Here is a 19,735-nt window from a genome sequence, read left to right as displayed (position 1 = left end):
TTTTTTATTGATTATTATTTTTTATTAAGCAGTTACAGGTCTTTTTACCGGCGTATCATTTCTGTCGAATACCCTGTTGATTACACCATTCTGGTTTTTCTCAAACATTTTATGGCTTCCCGGAGCCGGAGCACCGCTCGGTACCGGAGCGATCACCTGGATTCCCGTGTCCCTGAAGTTTCTCAGGATATAAGACCATGCCCCCATGTTTTCAGGTTCTTCCTGAGCCCATACGATTTCTTTTCGGTTTGAATATTTTTCAAAAATGGCTTCGATGGCATCCGTCTGAAGAGGATACAGCTGCTCGAATCTTACCAATGCTATATTTTCAGCATTCAGTTCTTCCTTTTTAGCCAGCAATTCAAAGTACAGTTTACCGGAGCAAAGTACCAGTTTTTCAATTTTTGCAGGATCTGCATTAAGATCATCAAGGATCGGCTGGAATCCTCCGGTTGCAAAATCTTCAAGCGGGGAAACCACCTTCGGATGCCTTAACAGTGATTTGGGACTCATCACGATCAATGGCTTTCTGAATGCCCATTTCAGCTGTCTTCTCAACAGGTGGAAATAGTTGGCAGGCGATGTAATATTTGCAACCACCATATTTTCATTTGCACAAAGCGTCAGGAATCTTTCAAGCCTTGCTGAAGAGTGCTCTGCACCCTGACCTTCCGAACCATGAGGCAACAGCATCACCAGACCGTCCTGGATCTTCCATTTTTCCTCTGCCGCTGCAAGATATTGGTCGACGATGATCTGGGCTCCGTTTACGAAATCCCCGAACTGCGCTTCCCAGATGGTCAAGGTATTAGGCGAAGCCATGGCATATCCGTAATCAAAGCCTAACACCCCATATTCTGAAAGGTGCGAGTTATAAACATCAAACCGGCTTTCGGAAACGTGTCTCAGAGGGATATATTCTTCTTCCGTATCTTCTGTTTTTACGACCGCATGTCTATGGGAAAATGTTCCTCTTTCCACATCTTCACCGGAGATTCTTACGTTATGGCCTTCTACAAGTAAAGTTGCATACGCTAACCATTCTCCAAGGGCCCAGTCTAAGGAATTGCCTTCAATAGCTTTGATTCTGTTTTCGAACAGTCTCGTGATTTTATTCAGGAACTTTTTATCTGCCGGAAGCGTAGACATCTTAAGCGCCAGTTCCTTCAGTCTTTCAAGATCGAATTTCGTATCCACGGCTTCCTGAACTGCTCCTCTTTTGGCAATCGGATAATTCGTCCAGTCATCAGCCATGAAAACATCCATTACGTTTTTCTCGATTTCTTTGGACGCGTCGAAATCTTTATCCAGCAGCGCCTTGAATTCAGTTTCCATTTTAGCAATAACATCATTGGAAGTAACGTTATCTTTTAACAACTGATCTTTATAGATTTCTCTTGGATTCGGGTGCTTGGAAATTGTTTTATACAAATTAGGCTGTGTAAATCTCGGTTCATCCCCTTCGTTATGACCGTATTTTCTGTAACCCAGTAAATCGATATATACATCTTTACCAAATTTCGCTCTGAAATCGGCTGCAAAGTGAATCGCATGGACCACCGCTTCCGCATCATCCGCATTTACGTGCATCACAGGAGATTCCGTAACTTTTGCAACATCTGTACAATACGTGGAAGATCTTGCATCCATGTAGTTGGTCGTAAAGGATACCTGGTTGTTTACAACAATATGAACGGTTCCACCTGTTCTGTACCCTTCCAGCGTCATCATCTGAGCCACTTCATAAGCGATACCCTGGCCCGCCAATGCACCGTCACCATGAATGATGATCGGTAAAACTTTAGAATAATCTTTGTATTTGTCATCAACTTTCGCACGGCAGATTCCTTCCACAAGGGCAGCTACGGTTTCAAGGTGCGACGGGTTCGGTGTTAAATTGATAGAAACTTCTTCACCGGAAGCCGTTTTGATCTTTTTGGATGAACCCAGGTGGTATTTAACGTCTCCTGAGAATACGTCTTCTTCAAATTCCTTTCCTTCAAACTCGGAGAAGATCTGCTTGTACGATTTTCCGAAAATATTCGTAAGCACGTTGAGCCTTCCCCTGTGAGCCATTCCTAAAACCACTTCATCCACACCTAACTGGGAAGATCTGGTGATCAGCTGGTCCAAAGCAGGAATAAGGGTTTCTCCTCCTTCCAGGGAGAATCTTTTCTGGCCGACAAATTTTGTATGAAGATAATTTTCGAACGCTACTGCCTGATTTAATTTTAATAAAATTTCCGTTTTTTCATTCGCTGAAAGACTTGGATGGTTTTCATTCACCTGAAGCCATTGCTTGATGAAATCTTTCTCTTCTACATTGTTGATGTGCATGTACTCTACCCCGATGGAATCGCAGTAAATGTTTTCAAGGTGGGTAATAAGTTCCTGTAAGGTAGCAGGTCCTTTCATTCCGGTTTCAACCGCACAGTTGAATTTTGTATTTAAATCCGATTTGTCCAGACCGAAATTTTCGATGTCCAGGGTCGGGGTATAATGTCTTCTTTCCCTAACAGGGTTTGTCTTTGTAAACAGATGACCTCTGGTCCTGTACGCCTCGATCAGGTTGACTACTTTAAATTCCTTTCTGATGTGTTCGGGAACCTCACCATTTGAAGCGGCCTGTGCAGCCTGCTGTACCACAGGAGCTGAAGCAGCCGGAGCCTGAACATATTGAACGTTATCTTCGTCTCCGTAGTTCTCCAAAGCAAAATCGAAGCCCTGAAAAAAGGCTTTCCATGATGGTTCCAAAGAGTCCGGATATTTTAAGTACTGCTGGTATAAATCCTCAATTAACTGAGAATGAGCTGCGTTTAGGAATGAAAATCTGTCCATTATTACAGTTTATCTGTTATTAAAATTTGTTTGTCGAATTAAGCTTCAAATTTAATAAAAAAAACCGACTTGGAACAGCCTTTAAACTATTAAAAAAAGTATAAAATATTTTATTACTTAAATACTGATAATGAGAGTTTCATATTGACATCCTGGTCTTCCATAGGGCGTTCTATGAAAGTCTGACGAATATCATTAAAACGCATCTCGTCTTTCTTGGCTTTCTGGATTAATTGTTGTATCGCCTTCACCCTTCCGGTATAATTTCCCTTGTAATACATCACATAATTCCGGGCCGGATTAAGCGTTCTGAAACTGAAATTGTTATCCGTAACGCCGAACTTTTTAGACAGCGGAATTCCCAGGAAATAAGACACTTCTTTGTCTTTATAATTATCGGCATCAGTAACCAGAACCGGATAACCGAATTCATCATCTTTTTTACCTAAATCCATCGTGGTATAATTATATATTTTATTATAATTCATCACGATATTTTTATACAGCGCATCTTTTTTGTTGGAGGCACTTACATTGATCCCGAGAAGCAGTTTCTCTTCTTCGTTTTCAACCATAATGCTGTCATATTTGATGGCCGCCATCTGGTTATCCTTCTCCACTTTATTGCCGAGAACATTTTTCAGATTGGTCATGCTGTTGTCTATATTTTCAGCAAAGCGGTCTTCCGTCCAGAAATTCCCTACCCTCTTTAAAACGGATAGTTTCGGGGTATGAACCACCCAGGTAATTTTCGTTTTTTCCGCAGATAGAGCTTTGAATTTAACATCCACTACCGTCGGGCTTTCATTACGGTCTTCGAAAAGCTGGTACCGGAGCGTTTTATTCGGGTTTTCATAACGGATGAACATTTCGCCATCGGTATCGTTCTGAGGGTCAACATAACTAATGGAACTTCCCTGTCCTTCATAGGGCGTATAATAATCGATATCGACCGATTTGGAACTCGTAAAGAAGTTGTTCCAGCGCGTAAAATGCTGCAGGTTATTGAACTGTGAAAAGACTTTCTCCAAAGGGTAATCGACCTCTTTCTCTATCTTGAAGTCCTTGCTTTCATCCACAAAATAGTACATCGAAGCCGCATAAGCCCCGATCAGCAGAATAACAAGCGCCGCTATGATCTTAAAAAAACGCATGACACAAATGTATAGAAAATAACAAGAGTGACCAATATAGGGGCCACTCTGTTTTAAAATTATTTAAGAATAAAAAGCGATTTGATAATGAATTCCAATGCTTTTATCCAATATGCGTTCCCGCTCTCAGCACCGCTCCTTTCTTCACGACGATAATTCCATCCTGAACCGAGTGTGTTCCGTAATCGCCATCCTGGAGATGTTTTCCTCCTATAATTCTTACATTGTCTCCGATGTAGCAGTTTTTATCTAAAATAGCTTTTTCAATGTAGCAGTATTTTCCGATTCCCATATTCGGCTGGCCATTGTCATCGTTTTCAATGATTTCGGCCGTCCCCTGGTAAAAGTCAGAACCCATCACATATGAATTAACAATCGTGCTTCCTTTGTCGATTCTTGTCCGGTTTCCGATTACGGAATTTTCGATCTTATCGGCCATGATGATACATCCGTCCCCAAAAACAGCCTTGCTTACATAAGAGCCGTTGATCTTCGACGGCGGAAGCATTCTCGCCCTGGTGTAGATCGGGGAAGAGGAAAACAGGTTAAACTGAGGAAAGTCCTGGCAAAGATCCAGATTGGCTTCGTAGAATGACTCGATGGTTCCGATATCAGTCCAGTATCCTTCGTATTGATAGCTTAAAGTGGTATATTTACCAATGGAATTCGGAATAATGTCTTTTCCGAAATCATCTCCCGCGCCTTCATCAAACATCTTTTTAAGGATGCTTTTGGTAAAGATATAGATTCCCATAGAAGCAAGGTATTCTTTACCGGCATTTTTGTTTTCATCGGAAACTTCTGATTGCAAGCCGTCCAGCATATCGTAGCCCGGCTTTTCGACGAAGGAAGTAATATTTCCTTCATCATCGGAGCTCAGGATTCCAAAACCGGTAGCGTCTTTTGCATTAACAGGGATCGTTGCAATAGTTACATCACCGCCTTTTTCAATGTGGAAATCCAGCATTTCCTTAAAGTCCATCTGGTACAGCTGGTCTCCGGAAAGAATCAGGATGTATTCGTAATCATACTTTTCCAGATGCTTCATCGACTGGCGTACGGCATCTGCCGTTCCCTGATACCAGCTTTCGTTTTCTACATTCTGTTCCGCCGCAAGAATATCTACGAATCCTTTGCTGAAAATATCGAAGTGATAAGAATTTTTGATATGCGAATTCAGTGAAGCTGAATTAAACTGCGTCAAAACCAGGATCTTATTCATTCCCGAATTCAGGCAGTTGGAAATAGGAATATCGACTAAACGGTACTTTCCGGCAATCGGTACAGCCGGCTTGGACCTTGAATAGGTAAGAGGGAATAATCTCGTTCCTCTTCCGCCTCCTAAAACAATGGATATTACATTGCGATTCATATGTACATTTATTTTTTAATTCTTATAATTCTAATTTCTAAGCGGCATCAGGTATTCACAGGCTGAATAGAAACTAAGTTTTCAATGGTATAATGTATCAGTTCCTATACAGGTTTATATATTTTTCCGCCGAGGTTTCCCATGAAAAATCGAAATTCATATTGGCATGAATCAGGTTTTCCATTGTTCCTTTCTGATTGTAAATCATCAGGGCCCTGTTCATGGCACGAAGAATATCATCTACTCCCGGGAAAATAAAATTCAATCCTGCTCCGCCTGTCGAAATATCATTTACCGTATCCCGCAATCCTCCCGTATATCTTACGATAGGAACCGTACCATATCTCATGGAATACATTTGGTTCAGTCCGCAGGGCTCAACTCTCGATGGCATCAGCAAAAAGTCCGCCGAAGCATATATTTTATGCGAAAGATGTTCCTTATATCCGAGGTCCAGCGCAAAATTGCTGTAAATATAATCGTACTCTTTCAGCTTATTTTCGATATAGGCATTTCCGGATCCCAAAATCATGAGGTTTAAAGCGCCGTGAGTCTGTGTGATGCTTCTCCAGACAACATCCGGAAGGAAATCTGCCCCCTTTTCCGTAGCAAACCTTCCGATAAAGGCAAACAAAGGCAGTTCCGGCCTTAGGCCATATTCTTTGCAGAGCTTTTCTTTATTCTTTTTCTTCAGCGCTACAGCATTTTTATTGTTAAAATTAAAATCCAGCATCGGATCGGTTTCCGGATTCCAGACTTCCGTGTCGATCCCGTTGATAATCCCGTAGGCCTTTCCAAACTCTTCGCGCACCAGGCTTTCCAGTCCTCGGAAGCTTACAAAAAGCTCTTCCATATATCCCTGGGAAACCGTGGTGAAAGCGTGGGAACATTTAATCATACTGGCCAAAGGATTAATCAGCCCTTCCCAATCCATCAGTCCCCATTTGTACCGGTCGAACGACGGGATATAATTGGCCATTTCCCAACTCATCATTCCCTGGTATTCTCCGTTGTGAATGGTAGCAATGGTTTTCACACCTTTTAAAAAAGAAAATTCCGGGCAGTGTTCTACCATAAATGGAATCAGTCCTGTATGATAATCATGGCAGTGCAAAACGTCCGGGCGGATCTGCATGGCACTGAGCCAGTGAAGAACGCCGTGCTGAAAACCGATGAACTGAAAGTTTTCGTCCTGATAACCGTAAGGATTATCACGGTCCAGCAATCCGGGGATTCTTACCATATACAATTCAAACCCCAGCACATCCGATTTTTCCTTTAAAACCTGTACCTGCAGCATATTTGGCCCCTGGTGGATGAACCCATCAAAAACTATGTCAAACTCGTGGTCGTGAACAAAAGATTTGTTATACCAGGGCATAACCACCTTCGCATCAACCCCTTTAATTTTATTCTGATATTTCGGCAAAGCTCCCACTACATCGGCCAGGCCGCCAACTTTTGCTACCGGATAACATTCCGTGCTGATATGAAATACTGTCATATTCTTGCTGTCATTTATTGTTTACTATTCTGAAGTTTTTTTACTTGTTTTTTTACTGTTAAAGGGATGCAGCTCAAATATAAAAGCACAGCCATTTTCTGTGTATTCCAACATAAACTTATCAAATTATCCTTTCCAGAAACTTTTTAAGATCATCGCATTTTCTTTCTGGATCGTTTAGTATCGGAATCACCTTTCTTATCTTTTATTTTTCTTGCTTCCGTTTTGCTTATATTCTTTTCTTTCCTTTTTAAAATTACCCCGGCCAACGGTGGCAGTTTAATGCTGATCGACTTCTGATAGTTTTTGTATTCTTCCTGATCCTCCCTGAAAATATCGGGTTCAACGCCGCTGCCTGCATACTTTTCGTCATCGGAATTGAAAACAGTCTCCCACCGACTCTCTGAATCGACACCGATCTTATAATCCAAAACCCTTGGTGTTAAATTCAGAATAACCATGAGGACATCCTCTTTCTTTTTTCCTTTTCTCAAATAAACGTACACCGAATTGTCCGTATCATCTGCTTCGATCCATTCAAAACCTTCCGGGCTGAACTGGTTTTCATAAAAAGCCGTTTCTTTGCGGTAAAGGCGGTTCAGTTCTTTTACCAAGGTCTGCAATCCTTTGTGAACAGGAAAATTCAGCAGATGCCAATCAAGGCTTTTCTTGAAATTCCATTCGCCGGTCTGTCCGAATTCATCGCCCATAAAAAGCAGTTTTGCCCCCGGGTGCGTAAACATGTAGACGTACAGCGCGCGGAGATTGGCGAATTTCTGCCATTCATCACCTTTCATTTTGTAGATGAGACTGGCTTTTCCATGTACCACTTCATCGTGAGACAGCGGCATCATGTAATTCTCATTATACATATACATGGAAGCAAAGGTTAGCTTATGATGGAAAAATTTTCTGTCGATGGGGTCTTCCTTAAAATAAGCAAGCGTATCGTGCATCCAGCCCATCATCCATTTCATTCCGAAACCTACGCCGCCGTTATGAACAGGTTTGGTAAGCATCGGAAAGTCGGAGCTTTCTTCTGCAATGGTGATGATGTTATCACCGAATTCTTTATATACTGCGGTATTGAATTCCTGAAGGAAAGCTTTGGCCTCCAGGTTGACGTTTCCGCCATAGATGTTCGGTTCCCATTCTCCTTCGTTCCGGGAATAATCCAGATGAAGCATGGAAGTTACCGCATCTACCCGCAATCCGTCGGCATGATATCGTTCCAGCCAGAACATCGCATTGGAAATCAGAAAAGATTTCACTTCGTTTCTCCCATAGTTGAAAATATAGGACTTCCAGTCAGGATGAAAGCCTTTTCGCGGATCCTCATGTTCATACAAATAAGAACCGTCGAACCTGTGCAGACCGTTGGCATCACCCGGAAAGTGCGAAGGCACCCAGTCTAAAATTACCCCGATGCCATTCCGGTGAAGTTCGTCAATCAGAAACATCAGATCCTGCGGCGAACCGAAGCGCGAAGTTGCGGCATAAAAACCGGTAATCTGATAGCCCCAGCTCGGATCATACGGGTATTCCATTAAAGGCATAAATTCGACATGCGTAAAAGCCATTTCCTTCAGATAGGGAATAAGTTCTGCAGCAAGATCACGGTAATTCAGAAATTTCTCCGGATTGTGTGCATCCCGCATCCATGATCCGACGTGCATCTCGTAGACGGAAATGGGAGCCTTCAGGGTATTTTTTTTCCAGCGGGTGTCCATCCATTCTTTATCCTCCCAATCGTACCAGGTAGTGGAAACGAGTGAGGCTGCCTGGAGATTCTGCTCCCAGCTTAAGGCGTAGGGGTCGCTTTTTTCCAGAATTTTACCGTGAGAGGTCTCAATGGCATACTTGTACAGCGTTCCCCAGGTAAGGCCGGCAATGAAGCCTTCCCAAATTCCGGAACCATCCCAGCGGGGAAATAAAATATGATCTTTATGATTCCAGTTGTTAAAATTGCCGAGTACCGAAACTTTTTTGGCGTTAGGCGCCCAAACTGAAAAGTAAATGCCCTGCACTCCATCTTTTTCAGCTGAGTGTGCCCCAAATTTGTCATAAAGTTTATAATGCTTACCTTCTCTGAAAAGATAAATGTCCTGATCTGTAAATAGAGTGTATGTTTTAACCGAATTCATTACGGTTTTAATTTAATTTTATATTTTTTTCTGAAACTACGGAAAATACCGACAACAAATATTAATTATAAGTGAATTAATTATTATGTTAACCTGCCTCTAATGCTAGTTTCTATCAAATATAAAGCTTTTCAGCCAGTAATTCCTTGATTCAGGAAATTATTTGCGGTAAAAAGATTTTTTATAAATTTATCCTTTAAAATTTAGCAGAGATACTGATGAAGTTTGAACTTTATACCGCAGAACAGGATGAACGAATTATTTACGTTACCGGGAATTTCAATGGCTGGAATCCCAGGGATCAGCGTTTTCGGCTCAGCTCAAAAGATGCCCGGCATTATTCCATTGAAATTGACGATCAGCTGCTGCCTGGTCTTGTGGAATATAAATTCACCAAAGGCGGTTGGGAAAACGTAGAACTGGATCATCACGGAAATATTACCCCGAACCGGAAAGTGTTGAAATCCTCAGGAACCATTTCTGACACGGTAGATAAATGGAGACTAAACTGGGGACCGTTTAAGGATGAATACTTCCCTATTGTCGAAATAATTTCGGAGAAATTTTATATTCCGCAGCTGGACCGCTACCGAAAAATATGGGCTCTTCTACCCTATGATTATCATATTTCCGACAAGAGTTATCCCGTGCTTTATCTGCAGGATGCACAAAACCTGTTTAATGAAGGCAGCGATTACGGAAACTGGGAAATTGATAAAAAGCTTTCCGTACTTTCGGAATACGGACGCGGCGAGGTCATCATTATTGCCATTGAGCATGGAAGCGAAGACCGGATCAAAGAATACATCTTTGACAATGATCATGTGGCCAACGGTTCGGAAGGAAAGAAATACATCCGTTTCATCACAGATACTTTAAAACCTTTCGTAGACCGGAACTACCGCACCAGAAAAGACCGCGAGCATACAGGGATAGGCGGAAGTTCCCTCGGTGCCCTGATTAGTATTTACAGCGGTTTTCTTTATCCTGAAGTCTATTCCAAGCTTTTGATTTTCTCTCCCTCACTTTGGGTGGAACCGAACAATAATTTCCCGATGATGAATTTCAGGGTTCCCTTTAAAACGAAAATTTATCTTTACGGCGGCGGGCAGGAAGGTTCTAAAATGGTAAAGCGAATCCACACCTTTGAAGAATCTCTGAAACGCTGGGAAGAGAACCGTCTTTTCGATTTTGAAATAAGGACCAGCATCAATCCGGAAGGCACCCACAGTGAATTCTACTGGTCCCAGGAATTCCCGAGAGCCATCGAATGGTTATATTACAACAATATTGAAAACCCTGTAGAGGTAAAACCAAAGCAGGACAGCATTAAAAATTAATATCATGAAGCTCATCAACAAAAAAAATAAAAATTATACCCAGGTATTTCATCTTTTTACGGAAGAAGATTGGGCGAAATCCGACAGAAATTTCCACAAAAGCATTTCCGCTTTTTTTACCGGGAAGAGGCATGAAGTCTTTATCCATGTCCATGAGGAAGGAACTGCTTACTTTATCGGCCTGGGAAAACCGGATCTTCAGAATTTTGAAATCCAGCAGGTAGCAGTGAAATTTTCCCAGACTTACAAAGAGAAAGTGCAGGCAGTACCGACCCTGCTGCTGGCGGACTTTATGAACGAAAGGCAGTTTGAAGAATTTATAAAAGGCCTGCTGGCCGGGACTTACCAATACCCTTTCGAAAAAAACCACGCTTTCTGGAACCCTAAATTAGAGCTGCATTTTGAAAATTTAAGCCAGAAAAAGTTAGACTATATCGGTAAAAAAACCGAAGCCATCAGCAACGGGCAGGCCGCCTGTCAGGAATGGCTGAACAAACCGGCCAACCTTAAAAAACCGGATATCTTCAGTTTGTATCTGAAAAATTTAGCTAAAAAATATGATATCAGATATACGGCATTTAACAGAAAGAAATGTGAGGAACTCGGCTTGGGAGCTTATCTATCCGTTAATCAGGGAAGTGCATACGATGCAGCCTTTACCATTCTGGAATATAAAACGACCGTTAAAAGCGCTAAAACCTTCGGGCTGGTAGGAAAATGTGTTCTGTTTGACACGGGAGGCGTGTCTTTAAAAAATCCGGATAATATGCATTATATGAAATCGGATATGGGCGGTGCAACAGCTGTTCTGGGAACACTGATTTACGCTGCGGAAATGCAGCTTCCGGTAAATATTGTAGCGGTTTTGCCGATCACCGACAATGCCATTTCCGAGAAAGCTTTTCTTCCAAGCGATGTGATTACCGCTTACAACGGAAAAACTATCGAGGTCTTAAACACCGATGCGGAAGGCCGGATGATCCTGGCAGACGGACTTTCTTACCTGGCGAAAAATTTTAAAACCGATTTCCTGATTGATCTTGCCACCTTAACGGGAAGCTCGGTACGGATGTTCGGCGATACCTGCGGGGCAATGTTTTCAAACAATGAAGAACTAAAAAACCTTCTGCTGAAAACCGGCGACAGGACTAATCAGCGCCTCTGGAACCTGCCGCTGTGGGACATCTGGAAAGACGATATACAGTCTGATGTCGCCGACCTTAAAAATATTTCCATAAAGCCAATTGGAGACTGTATCATAGCGGCAAAATTTCTGGAACAGTTTATTGAAAACCATCCGAAGTGGGCCCATCTGGATATTGCCGGAGTTGCTTTCGGAAGTGTAGGCTATGCAAAAGAAAAAGCGGCAACCGGATTTGGCGTGCAGCTGCTGGCAGATTTAATCGAAAATTATCACTAAAAATTAGTTTATTACAAAAATTCTCTGTATAATTGATATAGCATTTTCAAAAGTGCATGATATGTTTATTTTTAATACTGAATAATTAATAAAAAATCATTTTTATTTTTGAAAATCCACCAAAAAACTAAAAACATTATATGGAGGAGAAAACTATAGTGTGTATCTCATGCTATTACAAGGGTTACGATTTCATGGATGAAATGAAAAAACTCGGTAATAAAGTCATCCTGATAACATCTGAGAATCTTAAAGAGAAAAACTGGCCCTGGCATGCCATCGACGAGGTATTCTACATGCCTGAAATAAAACCGTCGGTATGGAACCTCGATCATCTCGTTCAGGGATTTTCTTATCTGATGCAAACTAGGAAAATACATGCTGTAATTGCCCTCGATGATTATGATGTAGAGAAAGCTGCACTTATCCGTGAAACCTTCAGGATCCCGGGAATGGGACAGACAACGCACCGCTATTTCAGAGACAAGCTGGCAATGCGCCAGAAGGCAAAAGATTCCGGCATCAATGTTCCTGAGTTTACCGCTGTTTTCAACAATGATGAGGTCAATGCCTTTGTCGATACGGTTCCTGCGCCCTGGGTTCTGAAACCACGCTCAGAAGCTTCTGCCTCAGGAATCAGAAAGCTGACTTCCAAAGACGAGCTTTGGGAAGCTCTTAATAATTTGGGAGAAGAGCGTCACCTTTTCCTGCTGGAAAGCTTTAAACCCGGTGATGTCTATCATGTAGACAGCCTTACCTTCAACAAAAAAATCGTTTTTACCTCCGCTTCAAAATATCTTGCTCCACCGATGCAGGTTTCCCACGAAGGCGGCGTTTTCAGAACCAAAACTCTGGGCCGGTATTCAGATGAATTTCAGGCACTGGAAAAGTCCAACGCCAGCGTTCTTTCCAATTTCGGACTGATGAACGGTGCTACCCACACCGAATTTATCAGAAGCAAAGAAAACGGAAAATATTATTTTCTAGAAACGTCATCACGGGTGGGTGGCGCGCATATCCCCGATCTGGTAGAAGCTTCGAGCAGCATTAACATCTGGCGGGAATGGGCTAAAATTGAAGATGCCCTGCTGAGAAAGAAAGATTATAAAGTTTCAAGACCAACCGGGTACTATTCAGGACTGATCGTTGCACTGATCAAAGATCAGCATCCTGATTACAGCATATTTGAATGTGAAGAAGCTGTAAGATTCCTGCCGATTGATTATCATGTGGGCATCGTCTACAAATCCAAGGATGCGGATATCATACAGGAACGGCTGGACAAAGCCACTGAAAAAATCCAGGCTAAAATGTTGAATATTCTTCCTCCGAAAGATAAGCCCACCTCATAACTTTTCAAATACGAATATCCCGGAAACAACAGAAGCCGGTTTCATTTTTAAGTTTTGCCATCTATTAAACAACAGCAATCAAAGGTTTTAGAACCTTTTAAATCCAAATAACAAAAATGCCGAAAATAGAACATACCGATTACTATTCACATATCTTAGGAACCAACATCAAAGTTGAGGTAACAGGACATTACGGCTATCCGATCATTATGTTCCCGACTTCACAGGGGCTTTATACCCAAAACCACGATTTTCAGCTGAACGGAAGCATCAACTGGTTTGTCGAACAGGGAAAGGTAAAGCTTTACAATATCCAGACGATCGACAGCTGGAGCTTTTATGACGAAAGCATTCCGCCACAGCAGAGAATCAGGAATTACGAAAAATATATGCAGTTCCTGCTTAAGGAATTTGTGCCTTATATCCAGAAACTCCATCATACCCACCGTATTGCCGTGGCCGGAGCCAGTTTCGGAGGGTATCATGCTGCTAATTTTGCCTTTCGGTTTCCGGATGTCGTGTCTCATTTATTCTGTCTTTCGGGAGCTTTCAGCATCAGGAATTTTATGGATGGTTATTCTGATGATCTGGTGTACTTTAATTGTCCGAGGGAATTCGTAATGAATGATGAAGCCTGGAAATACAAACACATGCACATCGTTCTGAGCACCTCCGATCAGGATATCTGCAGAGATAAAAATGAAGAAATGGCAGAAATCCTGTCTTCCAAAGGAATTGACTTCTGGTATGATGAAAAGAAATGGATCAGCCACGACTGGCCCCTATGGAGAATGGTGTTCCCGACTTTTATCGGGTCATTTTTCTCTTAACGTTTTTAAAATATTAATTTCAACGCAAAGTTGGCAAAGATTTTTTTACTACTAAGTGTTTTTTAAGTCTATAAAGGTGCTTTGAAAAACTCAGTATAAACTTCACCGAAAAATGCAGTGTTTTTAAATGAGATTACAGCATCCTTTATTGAAAACATTTTATTTGTCATTGCAGTAAATCAGTCCAAGGACATATTTAATTTAATTAAACAATAAATAACCCAACATTAAAAATACATTATGGCTAAAAAAGTAGGAATTTTATTCGGGATGGAAGATACGTTTCCCTGGGCATTTATCGATAAGGTAAATGAACTCGGCAAGGGGGAAATCGTTGCTGAACCGGTAAACATCGATAAGCTTGAACAGGGTGTCGATTACGGATATGCAGTCATTATCGACCGGATTTCACAGGATGTTCCTTTTTACCGTGCTTATCTGAAAAATGCAGCACTGAACGGAACGTATGTCATCAACAACCCTTTCTGGTGGAGCGCCGACGAAAAATTTTTTAACAATGCTTTAATGAGCAAGCTTGGGATCCCGCTTCCGAAAACCGTCCTGCTCCCTTCTCACGAAAGGCCGGCGAATACGTCGGAGACATCTTTCAGGAATCTGAAATTTCCTCATGACTGGGATTATATTTTCGATTATGTAGGATTTCCGGCATACATGAAACCTCACGACGGCGGCGGCTGGAGAAACGTTTACCGTGTGGAGAGTCCGGAAGACCTATGGGCAAAGCTTGGCGAAACGGAGCAGCTGGTGATGATGGTACAGGAGGAAATTATTTTTGACGATTATTACCGCGTGTATTGCCTGGGCCAGAAATACGTCCACATCATGCCTTACGAACCGAGAAACGAACCTCATCTGAGATATGAAACGACGCATAAAATCGAGGGCAAAGAACTTAAAAAGATTTTGAAGACCATCAATGATTACACGCTTAAAATGAATAAGGCCCTAGGCTACGATTTCAACACGGTGGAGTTTGCCGTACGCGACGGAATCCCATATGCCATTGATTTCTGCAATCCGGCTCCCGATGCCGACCGGAATTCGGTGGGCGAAGAAAACTTTGCCTGGATCGTAGAGCATGCCGCCAAATTAGCCGTGGAAAAAGCAAAAGAATATGTTCACGGAAAACCGAATATCTCGTGGGGAACCTTCGTTAAAGATTCTGTAAAATAAGAACCTCTAAAAACACGAAAAAAAATGCATCAGTTTACTATCGGAATCGAAGAAGAATATCAGATCATTGATGTTGAGAGCAGGGACCTGATTTCTCATGTTTCGAAAATTATCGAAGGCGGAAAAGCGGTTTTAAGTGAAAACTTAAAGCACGAAATGCACGAATCCATGATCGAGATGGAAACGGGGATCTGCCAGAATATCCAGGAAGCTAAAGCAGAACTGACGAACCTGAGAAGGCATCTCATTAAAACGGCACACGAACAGGGGCTCCGTGTTTCCGGCGGCGGAACGCATCCTTTCTCCAACTGGGAACACAACACCATTACGGACGGGGAACGTTATAATAAAATCGTAGATGATATGGGCGACGTTGCGCGGGGAAATTTGATCTTCGGGCTTCACGTCCACATCGGGATCCCGAACCGTGAGGAAGGGGTAAGAATCCAAAATGTAATGCGGTATTTTCTGCCGCATGTCTACGCTTTGTCTACGAATTCCCCTTTCTGGATCGGAAGGAATACGGGTTTCAAATCGTACCGTCAGGAAATCTTTGTGAAGTTCCCGAGAACCGGGATTCCGAGCTTTTTCAATTCACTGGCGGAATTCGACAGCTATGTGGATCTGCTGGTAAAAACGGGAACCATCGACAATGCCAAGAAAATATGGTGGGACCTCCGGGTGCACCCGTTCTACCCGACCATTGAATTCAGGATCTGCGACATGCCTTTACGGATCGATGAAACCGTCTGCCTCGCAGCCATTATGCAGGCCCTGGTCGCAAAGATCTACAAACTGCACCAGCAGAACCTGAGCTTCAGGAGCTACCGAAGGCTGTTGCTGAATGAAAATAAATGGAGGGCTTCCAAAAGCGGCATCGATGCCCACCTGATTGATTTCGGCAAAGAAGAATCCGTTCCTTATCCTGATTTATTAAAAGAGCTGCTGGAATTTATCGACGATGTCGTGGATGATCTGGGATGCCGTAAAGAAGTGGAATATGCCTGGACGATCCTGGAAAACGGAACCGGCGCAGACCGGCAGCTTAAGATATTCCACGAGACGGGCGACCTTACCAAAGTGGTGGATTATATGATCTCCGAAACAGAATACGGAATCACCCACAGCGAAACGGCTTTATAATATTTCGGTAACTTTGCAAAAAATTAGGTGTATGAAGGATATACGGATTGCTTTGCTGGACATGAACAACAATCAGATAAACCAGGGATTTAAAAATATTAAAGAAATCTCTGAGGCCTTTCAGCAAAACACAGAAGAGCATGTACATATTGAAACATTTGATGTAAGATTTAAGAATGAAATGCCGGCGGTTGGGGATTTCGATATTTTCATTTCCTCAGGCGGACCGGGCAATCCGCACCGGGAAGGCCTGGAATGGGAAGACCGGTTTGCCGATTTTCTGGATGGTATTTTAGAGCACAACCAGTCGAATGGCCGGAAGAAATACCTGTTCCTGATCTGCCATTCTTTTCAGCTGGCCGGCATCCATTGGAAACTCGGAACGATCAACAGAAGGAAGTCCTACTCCTTCGGAGTGATGCCAATTCATAAAACCGAAGAAGGCGAACAGGAGTTTCTGCTTAAAAATTTACCCAATCCTTTTTACGGTGTGGATTCCAGAGCATTTCAGTTTATCGAGCCTGATTACGCCCGTTTTGAAGAACTGGGCATGCACATTGTCGCAATTGAAAAGTTCCGTCCCCATATCAATCTTGAAAGAGCGGTGATGGCCGTGCGTTTTTCGGAAGAGATTTTCGGAACCCAGTTTCATCCTGAAGCCAATCCGGCCGGAATGATTGAAAACCTGAAAATTGAAAAAAACAAAGCAGCCATGATCGAGAATTTCGGAATGGAAAAATACCTGGAAACCATCGACCGGATTGATGATGACGATAAAATTATTCTGACGCAGGCGCAGGTTCTCCCAAGATTCCTGGACCTTGCGAAAAATAACATTCTGAATCAGATACGCGCCACCGTTTAATTACAATCAATAGAAAATATCTTAAATCGGGCATTCACTGTCCGATTTTTTAAATCACAAAAAGAAAAAATATGATCCCAAAATACAGAGAGCAGTTCAATCAGGAATTTTCACCGGAAAAATATGCCCAGCTGAAAGAAATACTGAAACAGAAAAGCGGTATCGAGCCTGCATTCAGGATATCCGAGAGTCCGCTGTTCCTGACCAAAGAATTTGAAGCTAAACTTCTGGATGCCAGCGAAAGCATTATCGACCAGATCAAAGCTTTACCGGCGGAAACTTTACAGAAAGCCATCCCGGCAAACTGCCGCGTCCCGAACGACACGGACCAGCCGCATTTTTTCACCATCGATTTCGGGATCTGCAGAAGTGAAAACGGCGAAATAGAACCGCAACTGATCGAGCTTCAGGCCTTTCCTTCCCTGTATGCTTTCCAGAGGATTTTTGAGGATACTTTTTGTGAAGTCTACCCATTTCTTTCGGAAATCAGGAGTACGATGCCCGATGAGGCTTTTAAAAATTATTTAAAAGAACTGATTGTAGGCAACAAAGATCCTAAAAATGTCATTCTTCTTGAAATTTATCCCGAAAAGCAGAAAACGGCGATTGATTTTGTCTTTACGGAGCAGCTGCTGGGCATTAAAACGGTTTGCCTGACGAAAATAAAAAAAGAAGGTAAAAAATTGTTTTACGACAACAACGGAAAACTGACGGAAATCAAGAGGATTTACAACCGCGTTATTTTCGACGAGCTGGACAGGATCCCGGATCTGAAAACGGAGTTTGATTTCCGTGAGGATGTTGAGGTAACCTGGGTAACCCATCCGAACTGGTTTTTCAAGATTTCCAAATTCCTGGTGCCGCTTTTACAGCACGAGTTTGTCCCGAAAAGCTATTTCCTGCATGAATTTCCGGAACATGGAAACCTTGAGGAGTTTGTACTGAAGCCGTTATTCTCTTTTGCCGGCAGCGGCGTGAATTTAAATCCGACCCGGGAAATCACCGATGCCATTGAGGACAAGGAAAACTACATCCTGCAGAGAAAGGTACGGTATGAACCGGTTTTTGAAGATATTCACGGAGATTTTTCCAAAGCGGAGATCAGATTATTGTATATTTGGCGCGAAAAAGACGAACGACCGATCCTGCTGGAAAATCTGGGAAGAATGACCAAAGCCGCCATGGTAAACGTCGACTTCAATAAGAAGGATGCCATCTGGATCGGAAGCTCGAACGCTTTTTTTGCAGAAGAATAATTTTTAAAACTGATATATTATGGAAGAAAGCTCAGCTTTTCAGGAGTTTGAAACGAAAGGAAATTTTACAAGGAGAAGAAATTTATTACCCCTGTGGATCAAAATATTTTTATGGTTCTTTTTGATCGGAGGCTCATTCGCCGCTATTTTTTTAATTATCGGACCATTTCTTACTAAGATCGACTTGTCACTTTACGGAATTACCGCCGTTCATCCTTATACTGTACCGGGAATTATTACCACCTTGCTGTTAATATATAAAGGAATTGTTGCCTACGGGCTTTGGTTTGAACAGAAATGGGCAGTCCAGGCTGCTATTATCGATGCCATTACCGGTATTGCCGTCTGTATCATCATGATGGTTATTGTTCCGTTTACCGTTCCGAATATCAGTTTTACGATACGGCTGGAATTGATCCCCTTGTATTTTTATCTGGTTAAAATGCGGGAAATAAAATCAACCTGGGAAAATCTTTAAATATCAAACCTCCGAAAATCCGGAGGTTTTGTTTTATTGTGAATTCAGGATGCCCAGTATCTGCTTAAAACATAAAACCTTTCTTCGTACTCAATAACAAAACAGTTATCATACAATGATTCGATCTTTTGGACCGAAGCAATTTCTTTCACGAAAACAGCACTAATTAATCCCGCAAGAGTCCGTGCATAATCATCAAACCGGTTTCCTGACCGCTTCCCTGTTCCAAATGCTCTGGCTATAAATTTCAGAAGTTCATCTTTATAATGAGTTATCGGAATGAGTACAGGCTCGCTTATTTTCTTTTCCAGCAGATCGTCCAGCGAATTCCTTTTATAAAACTCCAGCCCTTCCCGGTAGGTATCGTCCCAAAACTATTCGTACAGATACTGATCGATAAATAACAAAGCGCCTTCAATACGGCTTAGTTTATTATCTTCATTAAGCATGCTTTTCTCATAATCTACAGAAACCGGATACGTTTTATCTCCGAAATAGCTGACGTTTTCATAGGGATTATTTATCTCCCAACAGTTTTTGAGATCCTTCCGCGAATGATTCATTTCGCTTTCCAGATAAAATTCTCCTCCCGAATTCAAATCATCCCTTCGTACATAACCATCGGTAGTATCATCAACAATATCAAAATGTTTAGGGGTTACGTAGCCGATAGTAAAATTATCATCAGCAATGAGATAAAACCGCTCTTTATTTATATGAAGACCAAGCGCTATTACCAGATACTCGTCCAGATTTTTATAATTTGGCAGATCTTTTTTAAACCGTACTTTCACCTTTTTGTTTAATCATATTCAAAATTCCGGCGGCATCTGAGATGCCGCCGG

At 42.1% G+C, this 19,735-nt stretch carries 15 protein-coding genes; 9 read left to right on the top strand and 6 right to left on the bottom strand.

Going from position 1 to position 19,735, the window contains the following annotated elements:
• Positions 1 to 24 precede the first annotated feature (24 nt).
• From FY557_RS12210 to glgB, 5 genes are all read right to left on the bottom strand, one after another.
• Positions 25 to 2,838: a 2-oxoglutarate dehydrogenase E1 component gene (locus tag FY557_RS12210; protein WP_149247528.1), complete on the bottom strand. Its 2,814-nt coding sequence runs from the start codon at positions 2,836 to 2,838 to the stop codon at positions 25 to 27.
• Positions 2,839 to 2,951: 113 nt separating this feature from the next.
• Entirely contained in the window at positions 2,952 to 3,992 is a 1,041-nt protein-coding gene (locus FY557_RS12205) for an SRPBCC domain-containing protein (protein WP_149247527.1), read from the bottom strand.
• A 103-nt stretch (positions 3,993 to 4,095) separates the two neighbouring features.
• Positions 4,096 to 5,364, bottom strand: a complete 1,269-nt coding sequence (locus tag FY557_RS12200; RefSeq protein WP_149247526.1) for a glucose-1-phosphate adenylyltransferase — start codon at positions 5,362 to 5,364, stop codon at positions 4,096 to 4,098.
• A gap of 97 nt (positions 5,365 to 5,461) precedes the next feature.
• Entirely contained in the window at positions 5,462 to 6,868 is a 1,407-nt protein-coding gene (locus FY557_RS12195) for a glycogen synthase (RefSeq protein WP_149247525.1), read from the bottom strand.
• 152 nt (positions 6,869 to 7,020) lie between these two features.
• A complete protein-coding gene (gene glgB / locus FY557_RS12190; protein WP_149247524.1) occupies positions 7,021 to 9,012 on the bottom strand; it encodes a 1,4-alpha-glucan branching protein GlgB in 1,992 nt (663 codons plus the stop codon).
• A 218-nt stretch (positions 9,013 to 9,230) separates the two neighbouring features.
• On the opposite strand from glgB, the gene FY557_RS12185 reads away from it, so the two are divergent.
• The 9 genes from FY557_RS12185 (at position 9,231) to FY557_RS12145 (ending at position 18,890) form a co-directional block, all read left to right on the top strand.
• Positions 9,231 to 10,352, top strand: a complete 1,122-nt coding sequence (locus FY557_RS12185) for an alpha/beta hydrolase (RefSeq protein WP_149247523.1) — start codon at positions 9,231 to 9,233, stop codon at positions 10,350 to 10,352.
• A 4-nt stretch (positions 10,353 to 10,356) separates the two neighbouring features.
• Positions 10,357 to 11,772 carry a leucyl aminopeptidase family protein gene (locus FY557_RS12180; protein WP_149247522.1) on the top strand — a complete coding sequence of 472 codons (1,416 nt, stop codon included), beginning with the start codon at positions 10,357 to 10,359 and terminating at the stop codon, positions 11,770 to 11,772.
• A gap of 140 nt (positions 11,773 to 11,912) precedes the next feature.
• Positions 11,913 to 13,124: an acetyl-CoA carboxylase biotin carboxylase subunit family protein gene (locus FY557_RS12175; RefSeq protein ID WP_149247521.1), complete on the top strand. Its 1,212-nt coding sequence runs from the start codon at positions 11,913 to 11,915 to the stop codon at positions 13,122 to 13,124.
• 116 nt (positions 13,125 to 13,240) lie between these two features.
• A complete protein-coding gene (locus FY557_RS12170; protein ID WP_149247520.1) occupies positions 13,241 to 13,954 on the top strand; it encodes an alpha/beta hydrolase-fold protein in 714 nt (237 codons plus the stop codon).
• A gap of 240 nt (positions 13,955 to 14,194) precedes the next feature.
• Complete coding sequence (locus tag FY557_RS12165) at positions 14,195 to 15,148, top strand: RimK family alpha-L-glutamate ligase (protein ID WP_149247519.1); 954 nt, start codon at positions 14,195 to 14,197, stop codon at positions 15,146 to 15,148.
• 24 nt (positions 15,149 to 15,172) lie between these two features.
• On the top strand, positions 15,173 to 16,291 hold the full coding sequence (locus tag FY557_RS12160; RefSeq protein ID WP_149247518.1) for a carboxylate-amine ligase: 1,119 nt from the start codon (positions 15,173 to 15,175) through the stop codon (positions 16,289 to 16,291).
• 31 nt (positions 16,292 to 16,322) lie between these two features.
• Positions 16,323 to 17,156 carry a type 1 glutamine amidotransferase gene (locus tag FY557_RS12155; RefSeq protein WP_149247517.1) on the top strand — a complete coding sequence of 278 codons (834 nt, stop codon included), beginning with the start codon at positions 16,323 to 16,325 and terminating at the stop codon, positions 17,154 to 17,156.
• 71 nt (positions 17,157 to 17,227) lie between these two features.
• Positions 17,228 to 18,412: a hypothetical protein gene (locus tag FY557_RS12150; RefSeq protein ID WP_149247516.1), complete on the top strand. Its 1,185-nt coding sequence runs from the start codon at positions 17,228 to 17,230 to the stop codon at positions 18,410 to 18,412.
• A gap of 19 nt (positions 18,413 to 18,431) precedes the next feature.
• Positions 18,432 to 18,890, top strand: a complete 459-nt coding sequence (locus tag FY557_RS12145; RefSeq protein ID WP_149247515.1) for a hypothetical protein — start codon at positions 18,432 to 18,434, stop codon at positions 18,888 to 18,890.
• 374 nt (positions 18,891 to 19,264) lie between these two features.
• On the opposite strand, the gene FY557_RS12140 is transcribed toward FY557_RS12145, so the two are convergent.
• Positions 19,265 to 19,684: a hypothetical protein gene (locus tag FY557_RS12140; protein ID WP_149247514.1), complete on the bottom strand. Its 420-nt coding sequence runs from the start codon at positions 19,682 to 19,684 to the stop codon at positions 19,265 to 19,267.
• Between the last annotated feature and the right edge of the window lie 51 nt (positions 19,685 to 19,735).

Source organism: Chryseobacterium sp. SN22 (assembly GCF_008329705.1).
Lineage (GTDB): Bacteria > Bacteroidota > Bacteroidia > Flavobacteriales > Weeksellaceae > Chryseobacterium.
This window is presented reverse-complemented; position numbering and strand designations above follow the sequence as displayed.

Bases quoted from the DNA above. Each gene is read 5' to 3' on its own strand.
- FY557_RS12210 (WP_149247528.1), bottom strand. From the start codon at position 2,838: ATGGACAGATTTTCATTCCTAAACGCAGCTCATTCTCAGTTAATTGAG.
- FY557_RS12205 (WP_149247527.1), bottom strand. From the start codon at position 3,992: ATGCGTTTTTTTAAGATCATAGCGGCGCTTGTTATTCTGCTGATCGGG.
- FY557_RS12200 (WP_149247526.1), bottom strand. From the start codon at position 5,364: ATGAATCGCAATGTAATATCCATTGTTTTAGGAGGCGGAAGAGGAACG.
- FY557_RS12195 (WP_149247525.1), bottom strand. From the start codon at position 6,868: ATGACAGTATTTCATATCAGCACGGAATGTTATCCGGTAGCAAAAGTT.
- glgB (WP_149247524.1), bottom strand. From the start codon at position 9,012: ATGAATTCGGTTAAAACATACACTCTATTTACAGATCAGGACATTTAT.
- FY557_RS12185 (WP_149247523.1), top strand. From the start codon at position 9,231: ATGAAGTTTGAACTTTATACCGCAGAACAGGATGAACGAATTATTTAC.
- FY557_RS12180 (WP_149247522.1), top strand. From the start codon at position 10,357: ATGAAGCTCATCAACAAAAAAAATAAAAATTATACCCAGGTATTTCAT.
- FY557_RS12175 (WP_149247521.1), top strand. From the start codon at position 11,913: ATGGAGGAGAAAACTATAGTGTGTATCTCATGCTATTACAAGGGTTAC.
- FY557_RS12170 (WP_149247520.1), top strand. From the start codon at position 13,241: ATGCCGAAAATAGAACATACCGATTACTATTCACATATCTTAGGAACC.
- FY557_RS12165 (WP_149247519.1), top strand. From the start codon at position 14,195: ATGGCTAAAAAAGTAGGAATTTTATTCGGGATGGAAGATACGTTTCCC.
- FY557_RS12160 (WP_149247518.1), top strand. From the start codon at position 15,173: ATGCATCAGTTTACTATCGGAATCGAAGAAGAATATCAGATCATTGAT.
- FY557_RS12155 (WP_149247517.1), top strand. From the start codon at position 16,323: ATGAAGGATATACGGATTGCTTTGCTGGACATGAACAACAATCAGATA.
- FY557_RS12150 (WP_149247516.1), top strand. From the start codon at position 17,228: ATGATCCCAAAATACAGAGAGCAGTTCAATCAGGAATTTTCACCGGAA.
- FY557_RS12145 (WP_149247515.1), top strand. From the start codon at position 18,432: ATGGAAGAAAGCTCAGCTTTTCAGGAGTTTGAAACGAAAGGAAATTTT.